This window comes from Kitasatospora sp. NPDC001683 (assembly GCF_053596495.1).
This window is the reverse complement of sequence record NZ_JBSFGK010000018.1, coordinates 18284-42466: the sequence shown is the minus strand read 5'-3', so window position 1 is coordinate 42466 and position 24183 is coordinate 18284. Positions and strand designations below refer to the sequence as shown.

At 73.5% G+C, this 24183-nt stretch carries 18 protein-coding genes and 1 pseudogene; 10 read left to right on the top strand and 9 right to left on the bottom strand.

Annotated features, from left to right (window positions below; translation table 11 throughout):
* Positions 1-6: 6 nt before the first annotated feature.
* Complete coding sequence (locus ACWCYO_RS12520) at positions 7-909, bottom strand: NAD(P)-dependent oxidoreductase (protein WP_449784220.1); 903 nt, start codon at positions 907-909, stop codon at positions 7-9.
* A 77-nt stretch (positions 910-986) separates the two neighbouring features.
* On the opposite strand from ACWCYO_RS12520, the gene ACWCYO_RS12515 reads away from it, so the two are divergent.
* Both ACWCYO_RS12515 and ACWCYO_RS12510 read left to right on the top strand, forming a co-directional pair.
* Entirely contained in the window at positions 987-1370 is a 384-nt protein-coding gene (locus tag ACWCYO_RS12515) for a MerR family transcriptional regulator (protein ID WP_270142461.1), read from the top strand.
* A gap of 56 nt (positions 1371-1426) precedes the next feature.
* Positions 1427-2203 carry a GNAT family N-acetyltransferase gene (locus tag ACWCYO_RS12510; RefSeq protein WP_449784219.1) on the top strand — a complete coding sequence of 259 codons (777 nt, stop codon included), beginning with the start codon at positions 1427-1429 and terminating at the stop codon, positions 2201-2203.
* 79 nt (positions 2204-2282) lie between these two features.
* On the opposite strand, the gene ACWCYO_RS12505 is transcribed toward ACWCYO_RS12510, so the two are convergent.
* On the bottom strand, positions 2283-4139 hold the full coding sequence (locus ACWCYO_RS12505) for a hypothetical protein (RefSeq protein ID WP_449784218.1): 1857 nt from the start codon (positions 4137-4139) through the stop codon (positions 2283-2285).
* A gap of 633 nt (positions 4140-4772) precedes the next feature.
* Here ACWCYO_RS12505 and ACWCYO_RS12500 point away from each other — a divergent pair.
* Positions 4773-4904: a hypothetical protein gene (locus ACWCYO_RS12500; protein ID WP_449784217.1), complete on the top strand. Its 132-nt coding sequence runs from the start codon at positions 4773-4775 to the stop codon at positions 4902-4904.
* A 43-nt stretch (positions 4905-4947) separates the two neighbouring features.
* Here the strand turns inward: ACWCYO_RS12500 and ACWCYO_RS12495 are convergent, their stop codons facing one another.
* From ACWCYO_RS12495 to ACWCYO_RS12480, 4 genes are all read right to left on the bottom strand, one after another.
* A complete protein-coding gene (locus ACWCYO_RS12495; protein WP_449784216.1) occupies positions 4948-6063 on the bottom strand; it encodes a PP2C family protein-serine/threonine phosphatase in 1116 nt (371 codons plus the stop codon).
* 145 nt (positions 6064-6208) lie between these two features.
* Positions 6209-6631, bottom strand: coding sequence for a MarR family winged helix-turn-helix transcriptional regulator (locus tag ACWCYO_RS12490; RefSeq protein WP_270142454.1), 423 nt, complete (start codon positions 6629-6631; stop codon positions 6209-6211).
* 54 nt (positions 6632-6685) lie between these two features.
* Positions 6686-7960 carry a M48 family metalloprotease gene (locus ACWCYO_RS12485; protein ID WP_449784215.1) on the bottom strand — a complete coding sequence of 425 codons (1275 nt, stop codon included), beginning with the start codon at positions 7958-7960 and terminating at the stop codon, positions 6686-6688.
* 117 nt (positions 7961-8077) lie between these two features.
* Entirely contained in the window at positions 8078-8827 is a 750-nt protein-coding gene (locus tag ACWCYO_RS12480; protein WP_449784214.1) for a universal stress protein, read from the bottom strand.
* 272 nt (positions 8828-9099) lie between these two features.
* Here ACWCYO_RS12480 and ACWCYO_RS12475 point away from each other — a divergent pair, with 272 nt between their 5' ends.
* The 3 genes and pseudogenes from ACWCYO_RS12475 to ACWCYO_RS12465 form a co-directional block, all read left to right on the top strand.
* Positions 9100-10254, top strand: a complete 1155-nt coding sequence (locus tag ACWCYO_RS12475) for a CapA family protein (protein ID WP_449784213.1) — start codon at positions 9100-9102, stop codon at positions 10252-10254.
* Between the two features lie 240 nt (positions 10255-10494).
* Entirely contained in the window at positions 10495-14046 is a 3552-nt protein-coding gene (locus ACWCYO_RS12470; RefSeq protein ID WP_449784212.1) for an NB-ARC domain-containing protein, read from the top strand.
* 189 nt (positions 14047-14235) lie between these two features.
* Positions 14236-14465 (top strand): annotated as a pseudogene (locus tag ACWCYO_RS12465) (DHA2 family efflux MFS transporter permease subunit); the annotation flags it as partial.
* Positions 14466-14471: 6 nt separating this feature from the next.
* Here ACWCYO_RS12465 and ACWCYO_RS12460 read toward each other — a convergent pair.
* Positions 14472-14792: a hypothetical protein gene (locus ACWCYO_RS12460; protein WP_449784211.1), complete on the bottom strand. Its 321-nt coding sequence runs from the start codon at positions 14790-14792 to the stop codon at positions 14472-14474.
* A 318-nt stretch (positions 14793-15110) separates the two neighbouring features.
* On the opposite strand from ACWCYO_RS12460, the gene ACWCYO_RS12455 reads away from it, so the two are divergent.
* Complete coding sequence (locus tag ACWCYO_RS12455) at positions 15111-15662, top strand: Uma2 family endonuclease (protein ID WP_449784210.1); 552 nt, start codon at positions 15111-15113, stop codon at positions 15660-15662.
* A 165-nt stretch (positions 15663-15827) separates the two neighbouring features.
* On the opposite strand, the gene ACWCYO_RS12450 is transcribed toward ACWCYO_RS12455, so the two are convergent.
* Both ACWCYO_RS12450 and ACWCYO_RS12445 read right to left on the bottom strand, forming a co-directional pair.
* Positions 15828-16025 carry a DUF397 domain-containing protein gene (locus ACWCYO_RS12450; protein WP_270142444.1) on the bottom strand — a complete coding sequence of 66 codons (198 nt, stop codon included), beginning with the start codon at positions 16023-16025 and terminating at the stop codon, positions 15828-15830.
* Positions 16022-16837, bottom strand: coding sequence for a helix-turn-helix domain-containing protein (locus ACWCYO_RS12445; protein ID WP_449784209.1), 816 nt, complete (start codon positions 16835-16837; stop codon positions 16022-16024). The genes ACWCYO_RS12450 and ACWCYO_RS12445 overlap by 4 nt, the downstream gene beginning before the upstream one ends.
* A 278-nt stretch (positions 16838-17115) precedes the next feature.
* Here ACWCYO_RS12445 and ACWCYO_RS12440 point away from each other — a divergent pair, with 278 nt between their 5' ends.
* From ACWCYO_RS12440 to ACWCYO_RS12430, 3 genes are read left to right on the top strand one after another with little or no spacing between them, the layout of a single operon-like run.
* A complete protein-coding gene (locus ACWCYO_RS12440; RefSeq protein ID WP_405000615.1) occupies positions 17116-17973 on the top strand; it encodes a DUF4132 domain-containing protein in 858 nt (285 codons plus the stop codon).
* On the top strand, positions 17970-23039 hold the full coding sequence (locus ACWCYO_RS12435) for a hypothetical protein (protein WP_449784208.1): 5070 nt from the start codon (positions 17970-17972) through the stop codon (positions 23037-23039). Before ACWCYO_RS12440 ends, ACWCYO_RS12435 begins: the two co-directional genes overlap by 4 nt.
* A complete protein-coding gene (locus ACWCYO_RS12430; protein ID WP_270142438.1) occupies positions 23036-24181 on the top strand; it encodes an ATP-binding protein in 1146 nt (381 codons plus the stop codon). Before ACWCYO_RS12435 ends, ACWCYO_RS12430 begins: the two co-directional genes overlap by 4 nt.
* Positions 24182-24183: the final 2 nt, after the last annotated feature.

The window sequence follows — 24183 nt, the reverse complement described above, 5'->3', positions numbered from 1 at the left end:
CTGACACTAGGGCTCCTGACGGGCGAGCAGTTCGACCAGCGCCGACACCCCGTCGGCCCCGTGTCCGGCCTCGACCGCCCGCCGGGTGACCGCGAGGGCGGCGTCCAGCACGGTGGTGTCCAGCCCGCGAGCCCGGGCGGTGTGGGCGACGTGGGCCAGCCCGGCCTCGGCGGAGGACACGCTGCTGCGGTCGCCGGGGTGGCGGCGCTCGTCCGCGCGCGCCGCGTAGTCCCTGATCAGCGGTGGTAGCAGCTGGGACAACCCCTGGGCGTACGGGACGAGTTCGGCGCCGCTGAGGCCCTCGGCGCGGGCCAGTGCGAGGGCGTGGACCCAGCCGTGCACGGTGGTCCAGAACAGGTCCAGCAGGGCCGCGTCGAAGGCCGCCGCCCGTCCCGGGTCCGTGCCGACGTGGCGAACGGTGCCCAGGGCGCGCAGGGTCGGCTCGTGCGCGGCGAAGGCCTCGGGGTCGCCGCTGAGCAGCAGGGTGCCCTCCGGGCGGCCGATGGTGGGGGTGGGGGTGAGGATCGCGGCGTCGAGGAGGCGGTGGCCCCGGGCGGTGGCGTCGGCGGCGTCGGCCCGGGCGTCCTCGGGGGTGATCGAGGTGGCGTTGACGACGGTCCGGCCGCGCAGCGCCTCCCCGGCGGCGGCCAGCACCGCCCGGGCAGCCGGCTGGTCGCGGACGCACAGCAGCACCAGTGGAGCCTCCGCCACGGCCTCGGCGGCGCTGCCCGCCCGCCGGGCGCCCAGCGCGAGCAGTTCGGTGTCCCGGCCCGGGGTGCGGTTCCAGACGGTGACGCAGTGGCCGGCGGCCAGCAGCGCCCCGGCCAGTGCCCGGCCCATCGGGCCCAGGCCCAGCACGGCAACGGCGGTGCCGGAAAAGGGGGTTGAGAAGGATTCTCGGTTCGGCATGGCGGTTACGCTAGACCCTCACGCCGACGGCAGAGTCAAGGCCGGAGCCCGTCGGCCGGTCGATCGGAGGTGCCGCGATGCGGATCGGAGAGCTCGCCCGGCGGACCGGGGTCACCCCGCGCGCCCTGCGCTACTACGAGGAGCAGGGCCTGCTCACCCCCGAGCGCCGCCCCAGCGGCTACCGCGAGTACGGCGACCGGGACGTGGACACCGTCCACGGCATCCGCACCCTGCTCGCGGCCGGTCTCAACAGCGCCGCGATCGCCGAGATCCTCCCGGGCCTGCCGCTCCCCGGGCAGCGCCGACCCGGCCCGACCTGCCCGCAACTGCTCGACGGCCTGGCCCGGGAGCGGGCCAGGATCACCCGGCGGATGGACGAACTCGCGGCCGCCCGGGCGATCCTGGACACGATCACGGGCGCGGCGGCGCCGAGCGAGGTGATCCGCACGCCGCGGACCTGACCCGGCGGGACGGAAAACCGCTGGCGCGCGCTCCCGTGCCGTGCTGGACTGGTCGGATGGATCGTGATCATGTACTCGCCTTGTTCGACCAGCGGATCCGGCGCGACGCGCAGCCCGACGGCCCCGGCGTCCGCGTCGAGCGCGACGGCGCCGTGGTGCGCCGGGTGGGCGGGGAGCACGCCTGGAACGGCGTCGTCTGGTCGGGCCTGGACGCGGCCACGGCGGACGCCGCGATCGCCGCGCAGGTGCGCCACTTCACCGAACTGGGGCTGGAGTTCGAGTGGAAGACCTACGCCCATGACCGCCCCGCCGACCTCGGCCGGCGGCTGCTCGCGGCCGGGTTCACCGCCGAGCCGGACGAGGCGCTGATGATCGCCCGGATCGCGGACCTGCCCGCCGGCCCGGGGCTGCCCGAGGGCGTCCGGCTGGAGCCGGTGACCGACCCGGCCGGGGTGGACCTGGTGGTCGCGGCCCACGAGCAGGCCTTCGGGACGGACATGCCCGGCCTGCGCGAGCGGATCCTCGACCACCTGCGGCACAGCCCGGACACGCTCAGCCTGGTCGTCGCGATGGCCGGGGACCAGCCGGTGAGCTCCGCCCGGATGGAGCTGAACCCGGGCACCGGCTTCGCCGGACTGTGGGGCGGCGGCACCGTCCCCGCCTGGCGCGGCCGGGGCATCTACCGCGCCCTGGTGGCCCACCGCGCCCGCCAGGCCGCCGAGCTCGGCTACGAGTACCTGCAGGTCGACGCGAGCGACCAGAGCCGCCCCATCCTGGAGCGGCTCGGCTTCGCGCGGCTGAGCACCACCACGCCGTACAACTACCAGCCGTAGGAGCACGGAGGCCTGGCGAGCGGAAAGGGCCCGGCCCCCGGAGCGGCGGACACCGGGGGCCAGGAGTTCACGGTCCGGCTCAGTGCAGCGGGACCGCCACCGCCGTGACCTGCTGCTGTTGCAGGTGGGCGGGGTTGGTGCCGTCGTCGTAGGTGGTGACCGACGTGGTGTAGTCCGTCGTGCCGCCGATGACGTTGCCGAAGTAGTCGCCGATGAAGGTGCTCGAGCCCTCGACCGGGGAGTCCAGCTGCGGGTCGAAGGAGTGGGCGCTGAGGCGCAGGTTGTGGCCCAGCGGGCCGAGCGTCGGATCGTAGAACTGGACGCTGGTGTCGACGCAGTAGTCGGTGGCGCCGTAGGGCGCGCCCGGGTGCTTGGGGTTGGCGGTGTCCAGGGCCAGCCCGGCGGCCCGGGCCTCGGCGGTGCCGGCGGCGGCGCAGGCGAGCCGGCGGTCGTAGAAGGCGACGCTCACGGTGCCGTCGGGGCCGGTGGTCAGGTTGGGCTGGAACTCGTCCACCGGGGCGGCGTTGTCGTTGACCCGGATCGGGGCGCTCCAGCTGGCGCCGCCGTCGTAGGAGGCGGTGAGCAGGACGTTCACCACACCGGTGGCGTAGTCCTCGTACGCGACGTACAGCGGGTAGTGGCCGTTCACCGGCCGGCTGCCGAGGGTGAAGGTGTCCTCGATGCCGTCGCGGAAGGTGGTGTTGGCGTACGAGCCGGGCGGCGGGGTGATGGTGCCCGGCAGGGTGGAGACGGTGGTCCAGGTCTGCCCGCCGTCGTGCGAGGCGTCCAGGAAGATCGCGTCGCAGCAGAGCCGGTGCGCCGGGTCGGAGTTGGTGAGGGTGGTGTACACCGTCCCGTCCGGGGCGACGTGGGGCAGCAGGTAGGTGGCGCCCTGCGGGGTGTTCGGCGGCTCGGGCAGCGCCTGCGGGGTCGACCAGTCGGTGTGGGTGCCGTCCGGGCGGGCGTCGGCGTACGCGACGTACGGCACGGGGGTCTTGTTGTGGAAGTCCACCCACATCGCGTAGATGCGGTTCAGGTGCGGGCTGTTGGGGTTGGTGTCGACGGCGATCCACTGCTTGTCGGGGCCGTTGCCGATGCTGTCGTAGGTCGCGACGAAGTCGGGGTGGCCGCCGCGGGTGGTCAGCCACTGGGTGGCGGTGGTGGCGCCGTGCGGGCGGACCGCGACCGAGATGGCCTGGGAGGCGACCACCGGGTTGGCCTCCCGGGAAGTGCCGACGCTGAAGTCGTGCGAGCCGTCGGCGTTGTAGAAGAACTGGTAGGGCAGCAGCAGCGAGTAGTAGTTGCCCCAGGTGTCGAAGGCGCCCACCGGGTCGGTGTTGTCCGTCCAGCCCTCGTAGCCGGGGATGTGGCCCTGCACCGGCCAGCTGTGCCCGCCGTCGAAGGACTCGAAGAAGCCCAGCAGGTGGTTGTAACCCTCCGCGCTCACCACCCACTTGGAGGCGCCGATCAGGTGGTTCGGGTTCGTCGGGTCGACCCGCAGGTCCGACTCCGAGTGCCCCTTGACCAGCATCGGCGTCGCCGCCGGGTAGCCGGGGTTGCTGCCGACCTGGGTCGGGTACGGGCCGGCCGCGCCGGTGTCCTCACCGGTGGTCGCACCGCCGGCCGGGCACGGTGTCATGCCGCTGTAGCCCTCCGCCGGGCCGCTGTTGGCGGCGTAGGGCACCTCGGGCCGGAAGCAGCTGGTCCGGGCGGAGGTGGCCTGCACGTTGCTCACGGCGTTCGCGGCCTGGCTCGCGGCGTAGGCGGCGTCGCTCTGGGTGCCCTGGGGGAGCGCCGGGGCGGCCGTTGCGGTGGTGGCGGCGTTCGCGGCGTTCGCGGCGTTCGCGGCGTTCGCGGTGGAGGAGGAGAAGGGGGAGAGTAGCGAGAGGCCGAGCAGCGCCGGGCCGAGCAGTAGAGCGATTCTTCGGTTGCGCAACGGGGATGCCTCCTGCGGTCTGGGGGTGAACCTGGGGCAGTGCCTTTGGAGTTGACGGAGGGCCCCGGTGGGACCGGGTGGGCCACCGGTGCCTCGCGGCCCGATGACGGTACGGGTGCGGGGCCCCGTCAACAAGGGCGGGAGTGGGAAGTTGACGTCCCGTTTGCCGGGGATGGGGACGGGCATTGCGTCCGGCGCGGGATTTGTCGGGAGTCCGTCGGGCCCTGGCGCCGGCCGCCAGGCGGTGCGGGAGCGGTCCGGCTACGGTGCGAGCGCGCCGACCGGACGGCCGGGCGGTACGGACCAACGGGAGGTAAGGAGTTGAGCGCGAACCGCCCCGGCACCGGCTCCCCCGGCTCCCCAGAGAACACCACCTCGCCACCGGAATCGTCCCCGCCGACCCGGTCGCCGCCAAGGCGGAGATCACCGCCGACTGGGAGAAGTTCTTCGACCCGGCCACCCCGATCGCCGGCGAGGCGGAACTGGTCCAGGGCGGCGACATGCTGTTCCCGGTGCTCCAGGCTTCGCGCAGGACCCGCGGGTGGGCCAGGTGAAGGCGAAGGTGAACGACGTCGTCTTCGTCGACGCCGCCGACGCGACCGTCCTTTCTACGCGCTCTCCCTCCAGGGCAACGTGGTCGAGCCGAACGCGAGCGGGCAGGCCGTCGCCGAGAACGGCACCTGGAAGGTCGCCCGCTCGACCCTGTGCGGGCTGCTCACCCAGGCCGGCAGCGCCAGTGCCACCGCCGTCCCCGGATGCAGCTGACCGCCCCGACGCCAGGCCGGGCCGTCGGGCCCCGGCCGAGCGGCTAGTCGGTGCCGGCCGGGAGCCGCTCGACCACCACCATCGCCGCGTCGTCGTCCAGGCGTCCGCCCACGTGGGCGAGGAGGTCGCGGCGGAGGCGGTGGAGCAGCACGGACGGGCGCTCGGACTGCCAGGCGGCGACGCGTTCGGTGAGGGGGTAGAAGCGGCGGCGGGCGTCGCGGGCCTCGATCACGCCGTCCGTGTAGATCAGCAGGCGGTCGCCGGGCTCGAACGGGAAGGTCTCCGCTTCGTACCCGCTCGGGGCCAGTTCGCCGAGGCCGAGCGGGGGCGCCGGGGAGCGGGCGATGAGCGGGCCGAGTCCGTAGGAGTGCAGCACCAGCGGGGGCGGGTGGCCGCAGTCGATCATGTGGACCACCGGGTCGTCGTCCGGGATGTCGAGCAGGACGGCGGTGATGAAGGACTCGCCGGTGTCGTCGGCGCCGGCGTCGCCCGAGGTTCTGCCGCCGAGCCGGCGTCGTCGGGCCTCCCGGGCCTGCTCGGCCAGCTGGGTGAGGTCCCAGGAGACGCTGCCGTCCAGGTACGCGGCCAGGCTCGGCAGGTCGGCGTGCAGGTGGGCGGCGGCGCGGAAGGCGCCGAGCAGCAGGGCCGCGTCGCCGAGCGAGGAGAGCCCCTTGCCGCGGACGTCGCCGACCAGCAGCCGGGTGCCGGTGGTGGTCCGGGCGGCCGCGTACAGGTCGCCGCCGACCTGTGCCTCGGCCTCGGCGGCCAGGTAGACGGAGGCCAGGTGCAGCGGCCCGATCCGTTCCGGCAGCGGGCGCAGCAGCACCCGTTGGGCGGCCTCGGAGACCAGCCGCACCCGGGCCAGTTCGCGTTCGTGCCGCTCGCGCAGCACCCGCAGGCCGACGATCAGCGCCGAGACGATCACCTGCGCGCCGAGCTGGGTCTCGATGTTGGCGCTGGTCAGGCCGTCCCGGACGGCGCCGATGACGGTGAGCGCGGCGAGGGCGAGCAGGGCGACCCGGGCGGTGGCCCGGGGGCCGGCGAGGGAGGCGGTGAGCGCGGGGGCGACGATCAGCAGCGGGCCGAGGTGGATGCTCGGCGGAGCGAGGATGTCGACGACGGTGATCAGGACGATCAGTGCGAGCGGCAGTGCCGTCATCACGCGGCGGTCGGGCCGCCAGGAACGGCGGCGGGCGCGCGGACGCGGCTCATCGGGACGCTGCCGGAGGGGCACCTCTCCTCTGTACACCGTGGGGGTGGTGGGGCGCACCCCGGAACGGGGCCGGACCTTGAGGGGCCCCGGGTCAGCCCTCCTCGCCGTAGCGGGCGAGGTAGGCGGCGAAGCGGGCGACGTCCTCGTCGGACCAGTCGGTGAAGCGGGTGGTGAAGGCCAGTCGGCGCTGCTCGTTGGCGTCCCGCAGCAGGGTGAGCCCGGCCTCGGTGGCGCGCAGGATCTGGCCGCGCTGGTCGTCCGGGTCGGCCTCGCGGCGCAGCAGGCCGAGCCGCTCCAGGGCGGTGACCTGGCGGCTGACGGTCGACTTGTCGAGCATGAAGTGGGCGGCCACGTCGGCGGCCCGGCAGCCGCCGCGCTCGGTGATCAGGTCGAGGATGCTGTACGTGACCAGGGAGAGGTCGGGGTGCAGCTGGGAGGCCTTGTGCCGGGCACGGCGGGCGAAGGCGGTCAGCTCGCGCTGGATGGTGTCGATGGACGACTGGCGGCCGGGCACGGCGTTCCTACCTCCTTGAGGCTTGCTGAGGCTTGCTGCAGGAAATTTGTTGCACTATACAACGGATTTGCCGGGAGTAGTACGCGGCGGCGTCGCCGACCCACCGGCCGGGGTGCTCGCCCTCCGTTCCCGTCCGGCCTGCCAGGCGCGGGCGGCCGCGATCCGGCGGGTCGCACTCGGATGAGTGGCGAACAGTAGCTCAAGCACCCATGGCGGGTCGACATCCGAGACGTTCACCACGGCCAGTCTGCGCTGCATCGCCGCGAACTGCTCGACGTCCCCGGTCAGTTCGAGCGCGTGGCGGTCCGCCCTGGCCTCGATCCGGCGGCTCACCGCGCACTGCGCCGGGCCCGACAGGGCACCGATCAGCGCCGCGAGCGCGGCCAGCAGCGGCAGCGCCCGGGGATCGGCCGCGTCGTCCGCCCCGGCGGCCGACAGCAGCGGGTGCCAGTCGGTCAGCAGGCCCAGCAACGCCACCGCCACGGAGGCGCCCACCGCCCCGAGCACGGTGCCGATCGGCAGGTCCCGGTGCTTGACGTGCCCCAGCTCGTGCGCCACCACCAGCTCCACCTCGCGCGGCTCGGCGGTCGACAGCAGCGTGTCGTACGCGACGATCCGGCGGGTCGCGCCCAGCCCGGAGACGTACGCGTTCAGCGCGGTGGTCCGCCGGGAGGCGTCCGCCACCAGGACGTCCCGGACCCGGACGCCGTCCCGCTCGGCCAGCGCCAGCAGCGCGGTGCGCAGCTCGCCCGCGGGCATCGGGGTGAAGCGGTTGAACACCGGCTCGATCAGCAGCGGGTGGAGGAAGGACAGGGCGGCCGTCAACAGCGCCGCCGCGCCCGCCGCCAGGAACCACCAGTGCCGCGGCGACCAGGCGGTCAGCGCGAACAGGCCCAGCACCAGCGGGAGGACCAGCAGCAGGGTGAGCGCGAGCGACCGCACGGCGTCCATCGCCCAGCCGGCCCAGCCCTGGGTCACCAACCCGTACCGTGCCCGGACGGTGCGCACCCCGGCACCGAAGGGCAGCTGCAGCGCCTGGCCGAGCAGCACCAGGGCCGCCGCGCCGGCCAGCACCTCGGCCGACCGGGAGCCGCCGAACCAGCGGCCGGTCGCCGTCACCAGCGCGGCACCGGCCGGGGTGAGGCCGAGCACCAGGGTCAGGGCCAGGCCCGCCAGGCGGCCGCCGAGCGCCCACGGCAGCTGGGCGCGGCGCAGCGCGCGGCCGCGGGCGCGCTCGGCGGGGGTGAAGTCGGGGGCGGCGGTCGTGGCGGCGCTCGCTTCGGCGGTCGCGTTGGCGGTCGCGTCGGGGCCCGGGGCGGGTGCGTTCATCGGCGGGTGTGGCTCCGGCGGGGGATGAGGGGGCGTGGTTCGGGTGAGCGGGCGTCGCGGTTCAGCATCTCCTACCGCGCCCGGCCTGCGCTCACTCCTCGTGCTCACTCCAGCCGTTCACTCCTCCTCCGGGCCGGTGGCGTTGTGGACGCCGGCGCGCAGCAGCTGGTGGCCGAGGTCGACCAGGGCGCGGCCGACCGCGAAGTCGTCGCCGACCGCCGGGGCCGGGGTGTCACGGGGGTTGCGGCGGGCCAGGGCGTCGCTGTGCAGGACGTTGCCGTCGGCGTCCAGCACGGCGTGCACCCGGGTGGTGTCCCGGTCCTCGACCACGTGCAGGCTGATCTGCCAGTCCTTGGTGCGGACGGCCCCCGGGGCCTGCTCCCCGGCCTCGGTGGCCACGGGCGGCGGGGCGGAGGCCGTCCCCTCGGACCGGACGATCACCACCGGGCAGACCCCGTGCACCGCGCAGCGGGTGGACACCGAGCCGAGCAGCGTCCGGGCGAAGGTGCCCCGGCCGCGGCTGCCCAGCACCAGCAGGTCGGCGCCCTCGGCCGCCTCCAGCAGCACCTCGGCGGCGTGCCCGAGCACCAGGCTCTCCCGGACCTCCACCGGACGCTGCGGCCCGATGACCTCGTTGACCTCGGCGGTCAGGGTGCGGCGGGCGGCCTGTTCGAAGCCCTCGTCCACCATCGGCGCGAACCAGCCGTACAGCGAGGGGTACTCCCAGGCCGCGACCGCGTGCACGGTGGCCCCGGTGAGGACCGCCTGGCCGACCGCCCAGCGCAACGCCGCCTTCGACGGCTCCGATCCGTCGATCCCGACCACGATCCGGCGCTCCAGGCCGGGGGCGGGTTGGTTGCTGGCCATCACGTACCTCCTCCGGCGCCCAGGCGTGACCGCCCAGCTGCGCCTCCTCTCCACGCTGCGCGCCGCCCGGGCGGTGCGCCAGGGACACCGTGGCCGGGTGGGGGCGGGGGATTGGGACGGGCGGGCCCGGTCGCACGTGAGCGAGGGAACGACGGCTGCGGAACGGCTGCTGTGCCCTTTCGTGTCCGGAATGTCGTGGGTGCGGGCTCAAGTGGTGGCGATTCGGTGGCGTAGGCTGACCGCTCTTGCATCGACTCCGGGGGGAACCACTCATGCGCCGTGCCGCGGCCGCCGTCGCCGTGTTCGTCGGGCTGACCGCCGTCGCCGCCTGCGGGCCGGACGACCCGAAGCCCGCCCCCGCCCCGACCGCCGCCGCGCCGGCGGCCTCCGCCGCCGCACCCCCCTCCGCCGCAGCCTCCGGCACCGGCCCGGCCCCGGCCCCCACCAAGGGCGGCGCGCCCCGCCCGGACGGCACCATCACGGTCGCCTTCGCCGGGGACGTCCACTTCGAGGGCCGCACCCAGCCCCGGCTGTCCGTCCAGCCGCCCGAGACGGCGCTCGGCCCGATCTCCCGCACCCTCGCCGACGCCGACCTGTCCGTGCTCAACCTGGAGACCGCGATCACCGGGCGCGGCGCGCCGGAGCCGAAGACGTACACCTTCCGCACCGCGCCCCAGGCGCTGTCCGTGCTCAAGGACTCCGGCGTGGACGTCGTCTCGATGGCCAACAACCACGCCGTCGACTTCGGTGCCGACGGACTCGCCGACACCCTGGCCGCCAAGGACTCCTCGCCCATCCCGGTGATCGGCGTCGGGCACAACGCCAAGGAGGCGTACGCCCCGTACCTGACGACCGTGCGCGGGGTGAAGGTCGCGGTGGTCGCCGCCAGCCAGGTCGAGGACATCACCAACCAGAAGTGGCGGGCCGGCGCCAACAAGCCCGGCATCGCCTCGGCGCTGGACGTCCCCGCGCTGGTCTCGGCGGTGCAGGCGGCGAAGAAGGAGGCCCCGGTGGTGCTCGTCTACCTGCACTGGGGCGAGGAGGGCAAGGCCTGCCCGACCGGCGCGCAGACCGCCATCGCCAAGAAGCTCGCCGCCGTCGGGGCCTCCGCGGTGGTCGGCACCCACGCCCACACCATGGTCGGCTCGGGCATGCTCGGCAACACCTACGTGGGGTACGGCTTCGGCAACTTCCTCTGGTACGGCACCTCCGACTACGCCTTCTCCAACGAGACCGGCGTCACCACCCTCACCCTCGCCGCCGACGGCAAGGTCACCGGCGAGGCCTTCGCCCCGGCCACCATCGACGACAAGGGCATCCCCCAACCCGTCACCGGCGCCGCCGCCGACGCCGCCCTCAAACGCCGCGACGGCCTGCGCGGCTGCGCCGGCCTCACCCCGCCCCCGGCGGCTCCGGCTTCGCACTGACGCCCGTCCGTGCGTAGGCGCCGTCCCTGACACCGCCCACTGACGACCTCCCGGGCGGGGCGTCCTCGCCGCCGCCCGCGCGGCGCTGACGCCGAACCCGGCATTGCCGCGGCCGACTTCACCTCCGAGGTCAACAGCGACGTGGTGGCCCGAGGGGGAGCAAGCCAGGACGTGTGCGGTTGTGGGCACGACTGTCGGTGAGGTTTGGCATGCTGGGCGTGACCTGAAAGGGGGCGGTAGATGGGCGGGACCGACACCGCACGGGGCATGGGGTTCCAGACGGCTTGTGCCCTGTTGCAGCTGATCCGGACGCCGGAGCAGTATCCGGAGGCGGACTCCTTCCGGGTGGAAGGCGCCGACGAGGCTATCGACTTCGAGGTGCGGGACGCGGAGGGTCGGCCGCTGCTGCTGGCCCAGGCGAAGACGCGGGTCGAACCGGGTACGTGGTCGGGTGGCGAACTGCTCAGGCTCGTTCGCCGCTGGGGAGCGGCGGATCCCGACGGTTCGGCGGTGCTGAAGTTCCTCTCGGACGCCCCGGTCCACCCGTCGGGCCAGGCGCTGCGGGATGCGGCGGCGCGAGCCCGTGCGGTGGGGGAGCCGGAGCGGTGGCTCGCGGAGTGTGCGGGGCTGTTGCCGGCATCGGTCACCGTGGTGGCCGAGGACCACGCGTTGCTGCGGCGGTTGGAGATCGACAGCCGGATCGGCCCGTGGGAGCAGATCCTCGACCAGGCGCGGCTCGAGCTGCTGCGGCTGTCACCGGTCGCGATGGTGGCTGCGGAGGTGGACAGCACTGTCGACGCACTGTTCCTGAAGATGTTCGAGTGGTCTGCGGATCGCCATCTCGCCCGCCGGACAATCCGGTTGGACGAACTTCCTGGGCTCCTGCGCGGCCGCCGAGTTGCACCTGCGGCGGAGGCCGGCAAGTCATTCGGGCGGGTCCGGGCGCTGTTCCGCGATGTTCCCTCTGCGGCGGGTGTGCGCGGCCGGGAGCGGGAACTGACGGCGCTGCGGGAGCGTTTCGGGCGGGAGCCGGAAGCGGGCGCGGTCCGAGTGGTCGTGTCCGGCCTCGGTGGCATCGGCAAGTCGAGTATCGCCCGGCTGTACGCCCACCAGCACCGGGAGGCCTACGAGTTCGTCTGGTGGATCCCCGCAGACACCCGTGAGGAGGTTCTCGCCGCGTACCGCCGGATGCTCGCGGAGGAGCAGCAGGAAATCGGGGCAGCTGACGACGCGGAGGTGCTTGCCCTGGTCGGCCTGCGATTGACGCGGCTGGGCTCGCGACTGCTGCTCATCTACGACAACGTCGTCGGTCGGGATCAGCTGAACGGGCTGCTGCCGGCGTGCGAAGGCACCGACATCCTGGTCACCACCCGTGACTCGGCCTGGGCTGCGGCCGAGGGCGGGCTGGTGGTGGAACGGATGACTGCCGAGGAGGCGACGGCCTGGGCGGGCGAGCGGCTGCCGGGTGGCACGACAGCCGAGGCGTCGCGGTTGGTCGACGCGGTGGAGGGCATTCCGCTCGCGATCGCCCAGGCCACCGGCTATATCGCGGCGACCCAGTGCCCGGTGGATGCCTACCTGGTGGAACTCGCCAATCTCAGAGCCAGGTTGCTCGACGATCCGGGGTTCGTGCCGATGGACTACCGCGCGACGCTGACCGCGACGGTGGGCCTGAGCGTGCGGAAGGTGATCGCCCGCGCGCTGCAGGCGCCCAAGGAGTCGGGGCGGTACCTCGCCTCTGAGGTTTTGGCTCGCTGCGCCCTGCTCGCCCCGGACTTCATCCCGCTCCACCTTGTGACGCCGGACCTACCGAGCGGGGCTACCGTCTACGGCGCGGTGGCCGAGCTGCGCAGGTTCTCGCTCGTCGACCCCCGGGACGGCACGCTGGCGATCCACCGCATTGTCCAGGAGGTCGTCCGGGCGATGCTGGACGGCGAGGCCGTGGCCATGATGCAGGAGCGGTTCCAGGAGAGGCTGGTGACGCGGCTGAGGGACGGCATGAAGCAGCAGGAGTGGGCCGACGTCGCCACGCTGATCGAGCACGCGGTTCACGTGGCGCAGAACGTGCGGAGCGGCGGTAGGGGAGACGACGGTACTGTCGCGCTGTTGAGCAACGTCGCCGGAGCGATCATGACCGTCCACGGTGATTCGGCACGGAGCGAAGCGCTGTTACGGCAAGCGCTGGAGATCATCGAGCATTCCCCCGACGGGACGCTGCGCGATCCGGTCTACCGGCGGGCTGCGACCATGACCGCGCTGGGCCAGTGCCTGTACAACCAGTGCCGATTCATGGAGGCCGCACAGGCGGCCGGAGTCGCCCGGGAGCTGTTGGAGGGCGCCGATGCGCCTGATGTGCTCGGTGCGGAACTCGCCGAGAACCTGCTCATGGCCCACACCACCGAGATGCAAGCAGCGGTCGCCATGGATCGGTTCGCCGAGGTCGCCCATGCCAATGCCAGGATTGAAAGGGTTCTGCGGAGCCTGGACGTGGCGCCGGCGGTTGCCTTCCACACCCGGCTGGAGCGGGCTCAGATGCTCGTGTGGATCAAGAACTGGACCGACGCCGCCCAGGTGATCGAACAAGCCAGGACGGGCACCCCGCCGACAGCGGCGGCGAAGGCGGAGCTGTCCTTCCTGGACGCCATCATCAAGGCGTCGACAGGCCGATTGGAAGAGGCCCTCGCCCTGACCGCGAAGATTCCGGAGCCCGCCGAACAGGTCGCCGTGAACGTCCTGCGCCACCACGCGGACCTGTTGGTGGACGTGGCACATGCCCTGATGACCGGTAGCCAGGCCAGGCACGACCAGGGGCTGACCGCCGAGGCCTGGATCCTGCAGGCCGCGGAGTCGATGATCGACAGGGCCGAGGTCCTACTGAGGGCTCACACCGATGGCGGGCCGGAGGTCCTGGCGACGGTTGTGCACCGCCGCGCGATCCTCGCGTTGACCCGGCACATGGTGGGGCACGTGGATGGGTTCTCGGAGTGCCGCGCTCTCATGAGGGAGAGTCTGGACCTCTTCGAGGCGGCAGGGCAGACGGACGTTCCCCTGGCGATCAACGCTCGTCGCTTCCTGGAGCTCGACGAGGGCGCCCTGGACAGTGCCCCCGGCGAGGAGGACCGCGTGGAAGGGCCTGCCCTGGTACCGCTGCCGTCGTCCAGCGTGGGCGGCCAGTACCGGATGGCCGAATTCCCCTGGCGTAAGGCGGCTCGGCTTCACCTGTTGGTTCCGCCGGATGCGCGCCCGCTGTACCGGCTGATCGGAGCTGCCGCCTATCACCTGAGCGGGCAGCCCGCGCCCTCGTCTGCTTTCGTCTCCCTGGCGTTCGCCGCAGCGTTGCGATCCCTGGGGCAGAGGAGTCGGCTGGTCCCCGCGACAGTGCGGGTGGTCCCGGAGGGTGGCGAACCGCTCGACCTGCCGGTGTGGGAAATCCCGCCGATGGCCATCGGCGACCAGCAGGTTCTGGGGCACGTGGTCGTCTGGTGTGAAGACTCCGGCCGGCTGGTGGACCTGGCCCTGCGGCTCGGTCAGAGCTGGTTCGCGCCTGATGCCGTGGAGCGCGAAGTCTTCACGGCACCTGTGGTCCTCCCCGCGTTGATGTTCGACGATCTGCTGGGCACCAGGATGGGGACCCATCGGAATGGGCACCGGCTCGAATATGAGCTCCGCCCCGACTGGGATGACCTGCTGGAAGCCGCGATCGCGTGCGTCGACCAGGCGGCGGTCGACGCCTTCGCGCGGGTCTTGGTCTCATCGGCGGCCGTGGTAGCCGAGACCGATCCGGGCAGCTGAGTCGCCCGACTCCCCCCCGATCGCCGCCGTGGCCCGGGCGCTGGCCGTCCAGGGGGCCGTCGTCGCGGCGGTGGACCGGAATGTCCGGTCCGCTGGGCTCGCTCGCGGCGGGGTGTGCCGCAGCGCATCCGTATGTGCTGGATGTTGCTGACGCAGTCGAGTTGATCGAAAGTCAACTCGTCGTGATTCGGGGTGCTGGCCGCCTCCCAGGTGGTCGACCGGCTGCTGCCCCGCCTCGGCCCGCGCCGCCTCGCCCGGCCCGCCCTGCTGCTGGCCGCGGCGGTCCTCGCCACCCTCGGATTCGCCGAAGGACCGTGGGCCGTAAGGACATTGATGTTCGCCGTCGGCCTGGTCCTGGGCACCGCGTACTCACCAGCCAGATCGCCGGCTTCGCCGACGTCCCACCACCCGCCACCGGCTGAGGCTCACCTCGTCCGGCCGGGCGCCCCCACCGCCCGGCCGAACCACCACACCGACCCGAGCAGCGTCGCGCCGGGCGCGATCCCGGTCGCCAGCGCGACCACGGCCGCCGAGGCCCCGCAGAACGCCAGCACCAGCCCGAGCGCCCCGCACGCCGCCAGCCCGACGCCGAGCACGTGCATCGCGGGTCGCCGCCAGGCCACCGCAATCCCGAAGAAGTGCACGCCGACCACCAGGGCGACCCACCCCACCGTCGCCTCCGGGGTGTGCAGCACCTTGTTGATCACCGCCAACCCGGCGACGATCGCCACCACCTCGGCCACCACCAGCCAGTACCGTCCCCCGAAGCTCGCACCCTGGGCTCGCCCCCGGACCCGGCCACCTGCGGACGGCGCCGCCCGAGCAGCACCAGAGCGAGGAACGCCGCCCCCCGACCACCCGCAGCGGGACGGCCACCCCTGTCGGCAGCGCGCCCGCATTGGCCTCGACGAAGATGAGCCCGAAGCCCGGGCCGATGAGCCGGCCAAGTTGATCTCTGTTCACGCCGGTCAGCACCCCGGTCGAATGTCCGTTCGGGCCGGCGGGGTGGGCTGCTGATCTGCCGCTACTCTCGTACGTGTGGCAGGAGCACTGGAGGAGACCGCATGGATCCTGAGCACTACCGCCTTCTCGAAGAGACACGGCGCAGCCTCCCGGACGGCTTCAAGGTCGAGCTGTCCGGCGACGTCATCGTCATGCAGGCGTCGCCCTCCTCGATCCACCAGTTGAACCTTTCGATCGTGCAGCGCCAGTTCGACGTGCACTGCCCGGTCGGCTACTTCACGAGTGGAAACAGCGACCTCTCGTCGCCTGGGGTCGGCGCCGTTCGCAACCCGGACCTCACCTACCTACCCGAGGACGTGATCGATCTGGCAGGACACAACATCCCTGCCGAGCTTGCGTTGATCGCAGTCGAGGTCGTGTCGCCGTCCAACCCCGATAACGACTGGTCGGGAAAGGTCCGCGACTACCCCCGCATGGGCTTCCCGCTCTACCTGATCATTGACCCACGGCAGAAGTCGGTGACCCTGTTCTCGGAGCCGAACCACGACCGCTACCACACGAGGACCGAGCGGGAGTTCGGTGAGTCGATCCACATCCCCGAACCGTTCGACTTCGACCTGGACCTGTCGCGCCTCGTCCCCTATCGGGACTGACCTCCAGGCCGGATGCGGCGGCGCTGGGCGGCCGCGCCCCGTCCGGCAGATCGGCTACCTGTTCCCGCAGCTCGTCGGCGGCGTGCGTTATGCCGCTGCCCGACAGCTGACGGTGCGCCTACTCGTCGGGGAGGCGCGCTCCACGGTGTCTCCTGCGCGGTGGCCTCAGCCCGCGTGGGGCGATTCGTTCTGAGTGAAGGCGAGGAAGTCCGCCCAGGCCTGGGCGGTGAAGGCGAGTTGGGGGCCAGTCCTGTCCTTGGAGTCGCGGACGCGGACGGTGCTCGAGGTGAGGGCGATCTCGACACAGGCACCGCCCTCGGTGTTGCTGTAGCTGGACTTGAACCAGGTCAGCGCATCGTTCATAGCTCCTCCAGCAACTCGCTGATCAACTTGGTCGAGGCCTCGGGATCGAGTGCCTGCCGGAGGATCATTTCATGGCGATGACTGAGGATGCTTACCCTGGCAGGGTCTGCGTGGAGCATGCCCAACGCCTGGCCCTCCTCATACGCGAGCCGCTGGTGCTCGGCTGTTTCCAGAAGGATGAACTGCCCGTTCAGACCAGGGTGAATTCCTCGGGATGGAACCACTTGAACCGTGATGTGGCGCGCCCCGCTGACAGTCAGAACGTGGCGCAGTTGTAGGTGGTGGGCTTCGATAGTTGTGAGGGGCCGTCGTAGGACGCCTTCTTCGATCAGAAAGTTGAAGGCTCTGGTCTGAACCTTCAGCATTTCCTGGCGTTCCAATCTAGCAGCGACTCGCGTCTCGACGGTCTCGTCATCGAGTGGTGGCCAGTGGGAGTTGAGGAGCGTTCTTACGGTCTCCTCGGTCTGCAACAGGCCCGGAAAGAAGTGGTTCTCGTACCAGTTGAGTGCTACGGCCTCGGCTTCATACATCATGTAGTCCTCGGCGGACGACGGATATTTCTCCGGCTTCAGGTAGTCCGCTCCCGCCATCAGGATCCCCTTCGCGCCGCACATTTCGTCCGCCACCCGCAACAGGTGCAGCGAGGGCTTCCGCCGGCCCGCCTCCATCGATCGCAGGCTCTCGTAGCTGTACCCGGCTTGTGCCGCCAGATCCTCGCGGCTGACGCCGGCGCGCGCCCGCCACAACTTGATCTGGTCGCCGCAGTACTGCCACGACATCGGTGGCGGCGTGGCGGACGAGGACGCGTTCATGGCTGACCCCCCAAGGTCATCCGGTGCGGGCTCCCGACGTTAGGCGCCCGGCGGCTCGGGGGTGTGCGAATCGACCGAAATCGTCCATGTAGGTGACTGTCGGCCCGGGCCACGTCTGCCTCATCCTTTCTTCGCTCACTCGTTCGAGTGGTTTCAACTCTGCTGCCCACCGCGAACCTCCCCCCGCCCGTCGCGTTGTCAGTACCCCTCGCTACGTTCCTCGCATCGCTGGTCAGCAGGCGATCAGAACGACGTTCCCCGGTGGGAGGAGTACGGCCGTGGCATGGGTGGAGACGGGCGCGGGAGGGTACCGCGTCGCGCTCGACGACGAGGGCAGGGTGGTGTGCCGCAACGCTGCGGGGCGCGCGCTCAAGTCCGTGCCGTCGAAGCTCGGTGACGACCCGGTGGTCACCCAGCTCAAGCAGCTCGCCGAATGGCTCGCCGCGCACGAGCGGCGCTGCCAGGAGGACGTCGAGCGGTGGATGGTGCGCTCGCTGCCGGTGCCCGCCGCCGTGCTCGCCGCCGTCTGGGCGGACGACGCCTGGCGGGCGGTCCTGCGGGACGTCGTGGTCACCGGCCCGGACGGCGCCGTCGCCGGCTTCCTGCGCGACGCCGACGCCGAGCGCGGCCTCGGCCTGGTCGACCTGGACGGCGACACCGTCCGCCTCACCGACGGCGAGGTGCTGATACCCCACCCGGTGCTGCTGCCGGACCTCGACGACCTGCGCGAGTTCGCCGTCGAACTCGGCGTCTCCCAGCGCGTCCAGCAGCTCTACCGCGAGGTCTGGCACCGGCCCGAGGAGCCCTCGGCCGGCACCGAGGTCTCCACCTACGCCGGCGGCCGCTACCGCGAACTGCGCGAGCTGGTCGGGCGCTGCACCCGGCTCGGCTGCCGGGTCCGCGGCGGCTCCGCGGTGCAGCCGATCACCGAGGGCGGCCGCACCGTCGAGGCCCGGGTGTGGGTCGGCGACTACTACGAGTACGACGCCTGCGAGACGGGCGCGCTGAGCTGGGCCGGCCCCGACGGCCGGGCCCTGCCGCTCGCCGAGGTCGGACCGGTCGCCTGGTCCGAGGGCATGAGGATGGCCGCCGCCCTGTACGCGGGCCGCACGATCGAAGGCGAGGAGCCCGCATGACCACCACCGTCCCGAACCAGGGCGCCGCGACGCCCGAGGCGCTGCTCGACGCCGGCGCCGTCCTCCCGCCCGGCACGCTGCCCGGCGCCGGTCGCCCCGACAGCGCCGCCGACGTGCTGACCGCCCGCGGCTACGCCCACCCCGCCCTGGACGGCCGCCGGATCGTCCGGCTGGTCCCCGGTGCGCTCGGCCAGGCCGAGGACCTCGCCCTGGAGTTCCTCGGCCTCACCCCCACGGGCGAGCCCGTCGAGGTCGGCCAGGTCCGCCAGGAGGCGCTCGGCTTCCCGGCCTGGGCGCTGGTCCACGACCCCGCCAACGGACACCACGCGCTCGCCCTGGTCAAGGAGTTGGAGCGGCTGGCCCGCCAGGCCCGGTCCAAGCCCGGCGCCGCCAAGGACGGCTTCGAGGCGCTCGCCACCCGGCTCGGCCGCGCCGTGCCGCACTTCCTGCCCACCTTCTGCGAGGAGGTCGGCCGGATCTTCCTCGCCCACGACAACCGGACGTACGCCGCCGCCTGGTTCGGCAAGGCCCGTGAGGCCGAGCGCACCCACAACCTGGCGGTGGACGAGGAGCGGCTGCGCGCCGTCTTCCTGGAGTTCGCCCTGGCCGGCGCGCTCACCGTCAAGTCCCTGCGCCAGTACGTCAAGGAGCTCGCCCAGCGGCTCGACCCGCTGACCGCCTGGCAGCGCTTCCGCCAGCTGTGCACCGAGCGCTCCGCCGCCGGCATGGCCCCGTACGCCGGCGTCGCCGAGGACGCCCGCGCGCTGATCCGGGCCGCCGGGCTGGACCGCGCCGAGCACGAACGGGCGCTGCTGGCCGAGCTGCTGGACTCCCCGGCGGTCACCCGGGCGCCCGCCGCGTTCTGGAAGTCCTGGCACGGCGCACTGGTCGACCTGGGCCGGCGCGAGGCCGCGGTCCGCACCCGCCTGCTGGAGCTGCTGCCCGACCCGGCCGCCGCCGGCACCGACTCCGCCCAGCACGACACCGCGTGGCTGGCCGTCCTCGCCGAGACCGGCGCGGAGGAGCTGCTCACCGGCGCCCGCGCCGAGGGCGCCGAGCCCGCCGCCGCCTGGCTCCAGCGCTGGTGCCACCACCTCGGCCGCGGCTGGCGCAGCCGCCCCAGCTGCCCGGCCACCCTCGCCCTGGCCGGGCGGATGGTCGAGCGGCTGCGTGCCGACGCCGTCGCGGTCGACCTCTTCACCGGCATCCGCGCCAGCCACACCCGACTCGACCTGCTGAACCTCCTGCTGGCCGCCGGCGTCCCGGTCGCCGACCCACCGGCCGACCTGGGCTTCGACCTGCGCGAGTGGGTCGGGCAGAGCGGCCCCGACGCCGCCGCCCTCAGCGCCGTCGCCGCAGACGAGCGCTTCCGGCCGCTGCTGCGCCGCGCCGCCCCGTCCGCCTGGGACCCGGCCGTCCAGCACCAGGCGGCCGTCCTGCCGCTGCTGGAGGAGCTGTTCACGGAGTGGGCCGAGGAGCGCGCCGACGAACTCGCCGCCGTCCGCGGCCTGGCCGGCGCCGACGACCTGGTCCGCTCACTGACGCAGTTCCGCACCGCCATCCGCACGGTCGCCCCGGCCGCCGCCGAGAAGATCGCCGCGCTCGACGTCACCGGGCTGCTCACCCGCGCCCTCGGCGCCGGCATCCTGGACGAACTCGGCTGGCCCGCCCTGGAGGAGGCGCTCGGCCGGCTCGCCGACCCGCCCGCGCCCGACGCCCTCCCGGACACCGCCCCCGGCCACCGCGCCTGGGGCCTGAACGACCTGATCGTCGAGGACGCCTGGCCGTACCTGATCCTCGCCCGCCGCGACCGGGCCATCGTGGTCGGCCCGCAGGGCACCGTGCTGGAGCACACCCTGCGGCTGCCCAAGCCGGCCCAGCACCGGAACCGGCCCCGGCTGCGCTTCGTCGACGGCGAACTCCTCGTCATCTGGTACGAGGACGGGAAGCAGCAGGCGTACTGGTCCAGCCGGCCGGACCGGACCTTCGAGCTGGAGGGCCCGAGGATCGCCGGCTACCACTACGGCGACCGCCACCCGGAGGTCGCCTCCCTCCCGCTGCCCGGCGGCGGCCGCACCACCGGCACCCGCCCGCTCCACCCCGGCGACACCCGGCTGCCCGAGGAACACCCCGTCCTCGGCGACGGCACCGGCTACTGGACGCTGCGCCACGCCCCGGGCGGCGGCCCCGTCCTGCGCGAACTCGACCCGGCCACCGGCACCCTGGGCCGCACCGCCGAACCGCCCGTGATCGCCGCCACCGCCGGGGCGGGCCCGCTCGTCCTCGGCAGCACCGGTCTGCTGCCGCTGCAGCCCGGCCTGGAGGGCACCCCGCTCGGCACCGACGGCACCGTGCTCGGCAGCTGGGTCCGCCGCGACCCCGGCCGCGCCGTCACCACCTTCACCGCCGACGGACAGCGGATCGCGCTGCCGCTGAACGACCGCAACGACACCCACGTCCTCCCGGTCGGCCGACTCGCGCTGCCCGGCGCGCAGGGCCCGGTGGTCAGCCGCACCCGCGAGTTCCTCGAGCTCGGCCTGCCCGACCTCGCCGAACGCTCCGACCGCACCGCCGACCTGCGCTCCTGTCGAGCGGGTGAACTCGCCGCCGCCGGTACGGCGCTGGTCCCGCCCTACGACCACTGGCACGCGCTGCGGCCCCGCGACGAGGCCGGCTCCCGGGTGCTGCGCGCCCTGACCACCGAGCAGGCCGCCCGGCTGATCGACCTCGCCTGGCCCGTCGACACCGAACCCGTCCCCGAGGACGAACAGCGCTGGCTGACCGTCCAGGGCGTCCGGCGCCCGCTCGCCCAGCGCGGCGAGGCCCGCAACAGCCTGCCGGTCGAAGCGGTCGGCGCCGCCCTGCCCGGCATCACCCACCCGCGGCTGCTGGCCGGCGTCGCCGGCCTCGCCCGGTTCGCCGCCGACCTGCTCGACCGGACCTCCCGGTTCCTCCCGCAGCCCGACGCCGAACGGCCCGCCAAGGCCGAGGCCGCCGAGTGGCGGCCCGAGCACGGCCGCGACCACGAACTGCGCGCGGCCGTCGGCGCCGTGCTGCCCGGAATCGGCGGCTTCGGCAGCGGCTGGGGTGCCTCCGACCGCTGCTGGACGCTCAACAACCTGCGCGCCGTCAGCGCCGTCCTCGCCGACCCGCCCGCCGCGAGCGGCGAAGGCTGGAGCACCCCGACGACCATCAATGTGCAGGGCGGCGACGCCAACCACGGCTGGCTGCACCTGCTCGGCCGACTGGACGTCCTGGCCCACGCCGTCGCCGCGCCGCTCACCGAACCGGCCCACCGCTCCTCCCTGGTGCTGCTGCTCGGCGAGCTCACCAAGGGTCCGCTCGCCGACCGCGGCGCCACCCTGCGCGAGATCGTCCTCGCCGAACGGACCGACGCCACCAAGACCGGTCGGCCGGCCACCCACCGCCAGGGCGAGGTGCTGCGCCGGGGCGAGCGCACCGTGGTCATCCTCGGCTACCAGCGCCAGTACACCGACGGCACGGTGCACTGGCTCGCCGTCGACCATGACCCGAGCGGCGAGTTCGGCCCGGTCGCCCACTTCACCACCGTCCGGGAGCGCGGCACCGAGGAGCGGGTCAGCGCCGCCTGGATCGCCAAGTTCTGGCGGGTCGCCGCCCTGCGCCGGGCCGTCCCCTGGGACCAGGCCCGGGCCGCCGCCTTCGCCGACCTCACCGGCATCGGCACCGCCCGCGCCACCCTGCTGCTCAGCCCGCCGCCCGGCCTCCTGCAGTGGGGCAACGCCTCGCTGCCCGCCGAGTACGGACTCAAGCCCGCCGAGGTCAAGGCCGCCCAGCACTGGCTGCGCGGACACGACCACCTCGGCATCGCCGCCGTCTGGGCCGCCCTGCTGCCCGCCGACGACCCGAAGCGGCTGTGGACCGAGGGCCCCGACCTCGCCGCCGGGGCCGAGGCCTGGATCCGCCGCTTCGGACGGCTCGTCACCCTCCCCGAGGAGGCTCAGGCCACCGTCCAGGGCCTGCCCATCACCACCATCGAGGCGGTGCTCAACCCCGGCCACACCCCTTGGCTGACCGGCACCACCACCTTCCGGCTCACCAGTGACGGGCAGGGCACCCCCCGACTGGTCCCCGAGGACGCCTCCGCCGTCCCCCACTCCGGCGCACTGGGCACCACCATCCGCGCCCTGCGCTGGCTCGCCTACCACCTGCCCGCCGACAACCCGCTGCGAGCCCGGCTGCCCGAGGCCGCCGCCGGGCTGCGCGCGCGGCTCGCCGACCCCGAACTGCTGCTCGGCTTCGATCTGGTCCGCACCGCCAAGGGCGCTTCGGTGGCCGCCGTCCTGCGCAGCCACTGCGGACTTCCCGCCGAGGGCGGGGCGGACCCGGACGGACTGGTCCGCTGCGGCCCCGCGCTCGTCCTCACCCCGAACCACGCCGAGTTCGAACAGGTCTGGCTGCGCCCGGCCGGGTTCACCGGTCCGGACGACCCGCTGCTCGACGTGCTCCTCGGGTTGGCCGACGACTACTGGTTCGCCCCCGAGCTGGCCGCCGTCAAGTCCGTGCTGAGTGGTGAACCGGAGCGCCTGGCCGCCTCCGCCGACGCGGTGACGGCCACCGGCGACGGCCCGGCCTGGCTGCAGAACCCGCAGCTGTCCGCCCCCGAGCTGGTCGCCGAGGTGGCCCGCACCCACGGCCTCGGCGAGGACGCGGCCGCGCTCCACCTCCAACTGCTCGCCCTGCCCGACCCGACCGACCGCAACACCGCTCGCTGGACGGGCTGGAAGCCCGCCCGGCTCAAGCGCGCCCGCGCCGAACTCGCGGCCTCCGGACTGGTGTTGGAGGCCAAGCGGGCCCGGGCCGGCCGCAGCCTCTTCCTGCCCGGCGGCTGGCAGGAGGCCAAGGCCCCCGCCCTGCCGGTGGAGACCTGGAAGGCCGCCCTGTACGAACTGCCCACCCACCAGCCGGTGCTGCCGCACCTGCCCGTCCCCGAGCTGTTCGCCCTCGCGTGGCGGCGCACCGTCGACGGCGACGCCCCCGGCTACGAAGAGCTCCAGACCAGCAAGCGCAGGAAGGCCCGCCGATGACCCCCACCGAGACCATCGCGACCCCGGAACGGCAGATCGTCCCGCCCGAGGAGAAGCACGCCGCCGAACTGGAGTTCCTGGCCGCCCACGACAGCGGCCCGCGCCCGCCCGGCTGGCGGCTCACCCCGCGCGCCGTCGTCACCTTCGTCATGGGCAGCGGCGGCGAGAAGCTCAAGGCCGGGCGCCGCGGCCTGGTGATCGAGCCCAAGTTCGTCGGCGAGCGCGCCCTGGTCGAGCGCTGCGTCGTCACCCTCGCCGGGGAGCGCGGCCTGCTGCTCGTCGGCGAGCCCGGCACCGCCAAGTCGATGCTCTCCGAACTGCTCGCCGCCGCCGTCTGCGGCACCAGCGCGCTCACCGTCCAGGGCACCGCCGGTACCACCGAGGACCAGCTCAAGTACGGCTGGAACTACGCCCTGCTGCTCGCCAAGGGCCCCAGCCGCGAAGCCCTCGTCCCCTCCCCGGTGCTCACCGCGATGACCACCGGAGCCGTCGCCCGGGTCGAGGAGGTGACCCGCTGCCTGCCCGAGGTGCAGGACGCCCTGGTCTCCCTGCTCTCCGAACGGCGCGTCGCCGTCCCCGAGTTGGCCGGCACCCCGGACGGGCAGCTGCACGCCGCCGCCGGCTTCACCCTGATCGCCACCGCCAACCTGCGGGACAAGGGCGTCAGCGAGATGTCCGCCGCCCTCAAGCGGCGGTTCAACTTCGAGACGGTCGGCCCGATCGGCAGCCTCGCCGCCGAGGTCGAACTGGTCCGCCGCCAGTCCACCACCGCCGTCGCCCGGGCCGGCGCCGGCTACGCCGTCGACGACGCCGTCCTGGAGGCCCTGGTCACCGCCTTCCGCGACCTGCGCACCGGCCGCTCCACCGAGGGCTGGGAGGTCGAGCGCCCGTCCACCGTGATGAGCACCGCGGAAGCCGTCTCCGTCGCCACCGCGCTCGGCGTCACCGCCGCCTACCTGCCCGACGGCGGCGACCTCCTCGGCCGCCTCCCCGGTCAACTCCTCGGCGTCGTCCGCAAGGACGACCCGGCGGACGCGGCCCGGCTGCTCGGCTACTGGGACGGCCCGGTCCGCCGCCGCGCCGAACAGGGCGCCGCCACCTGGCGCACCCTGTGGGACCTCCGCTCGGCGCTGGAGGCCTGACG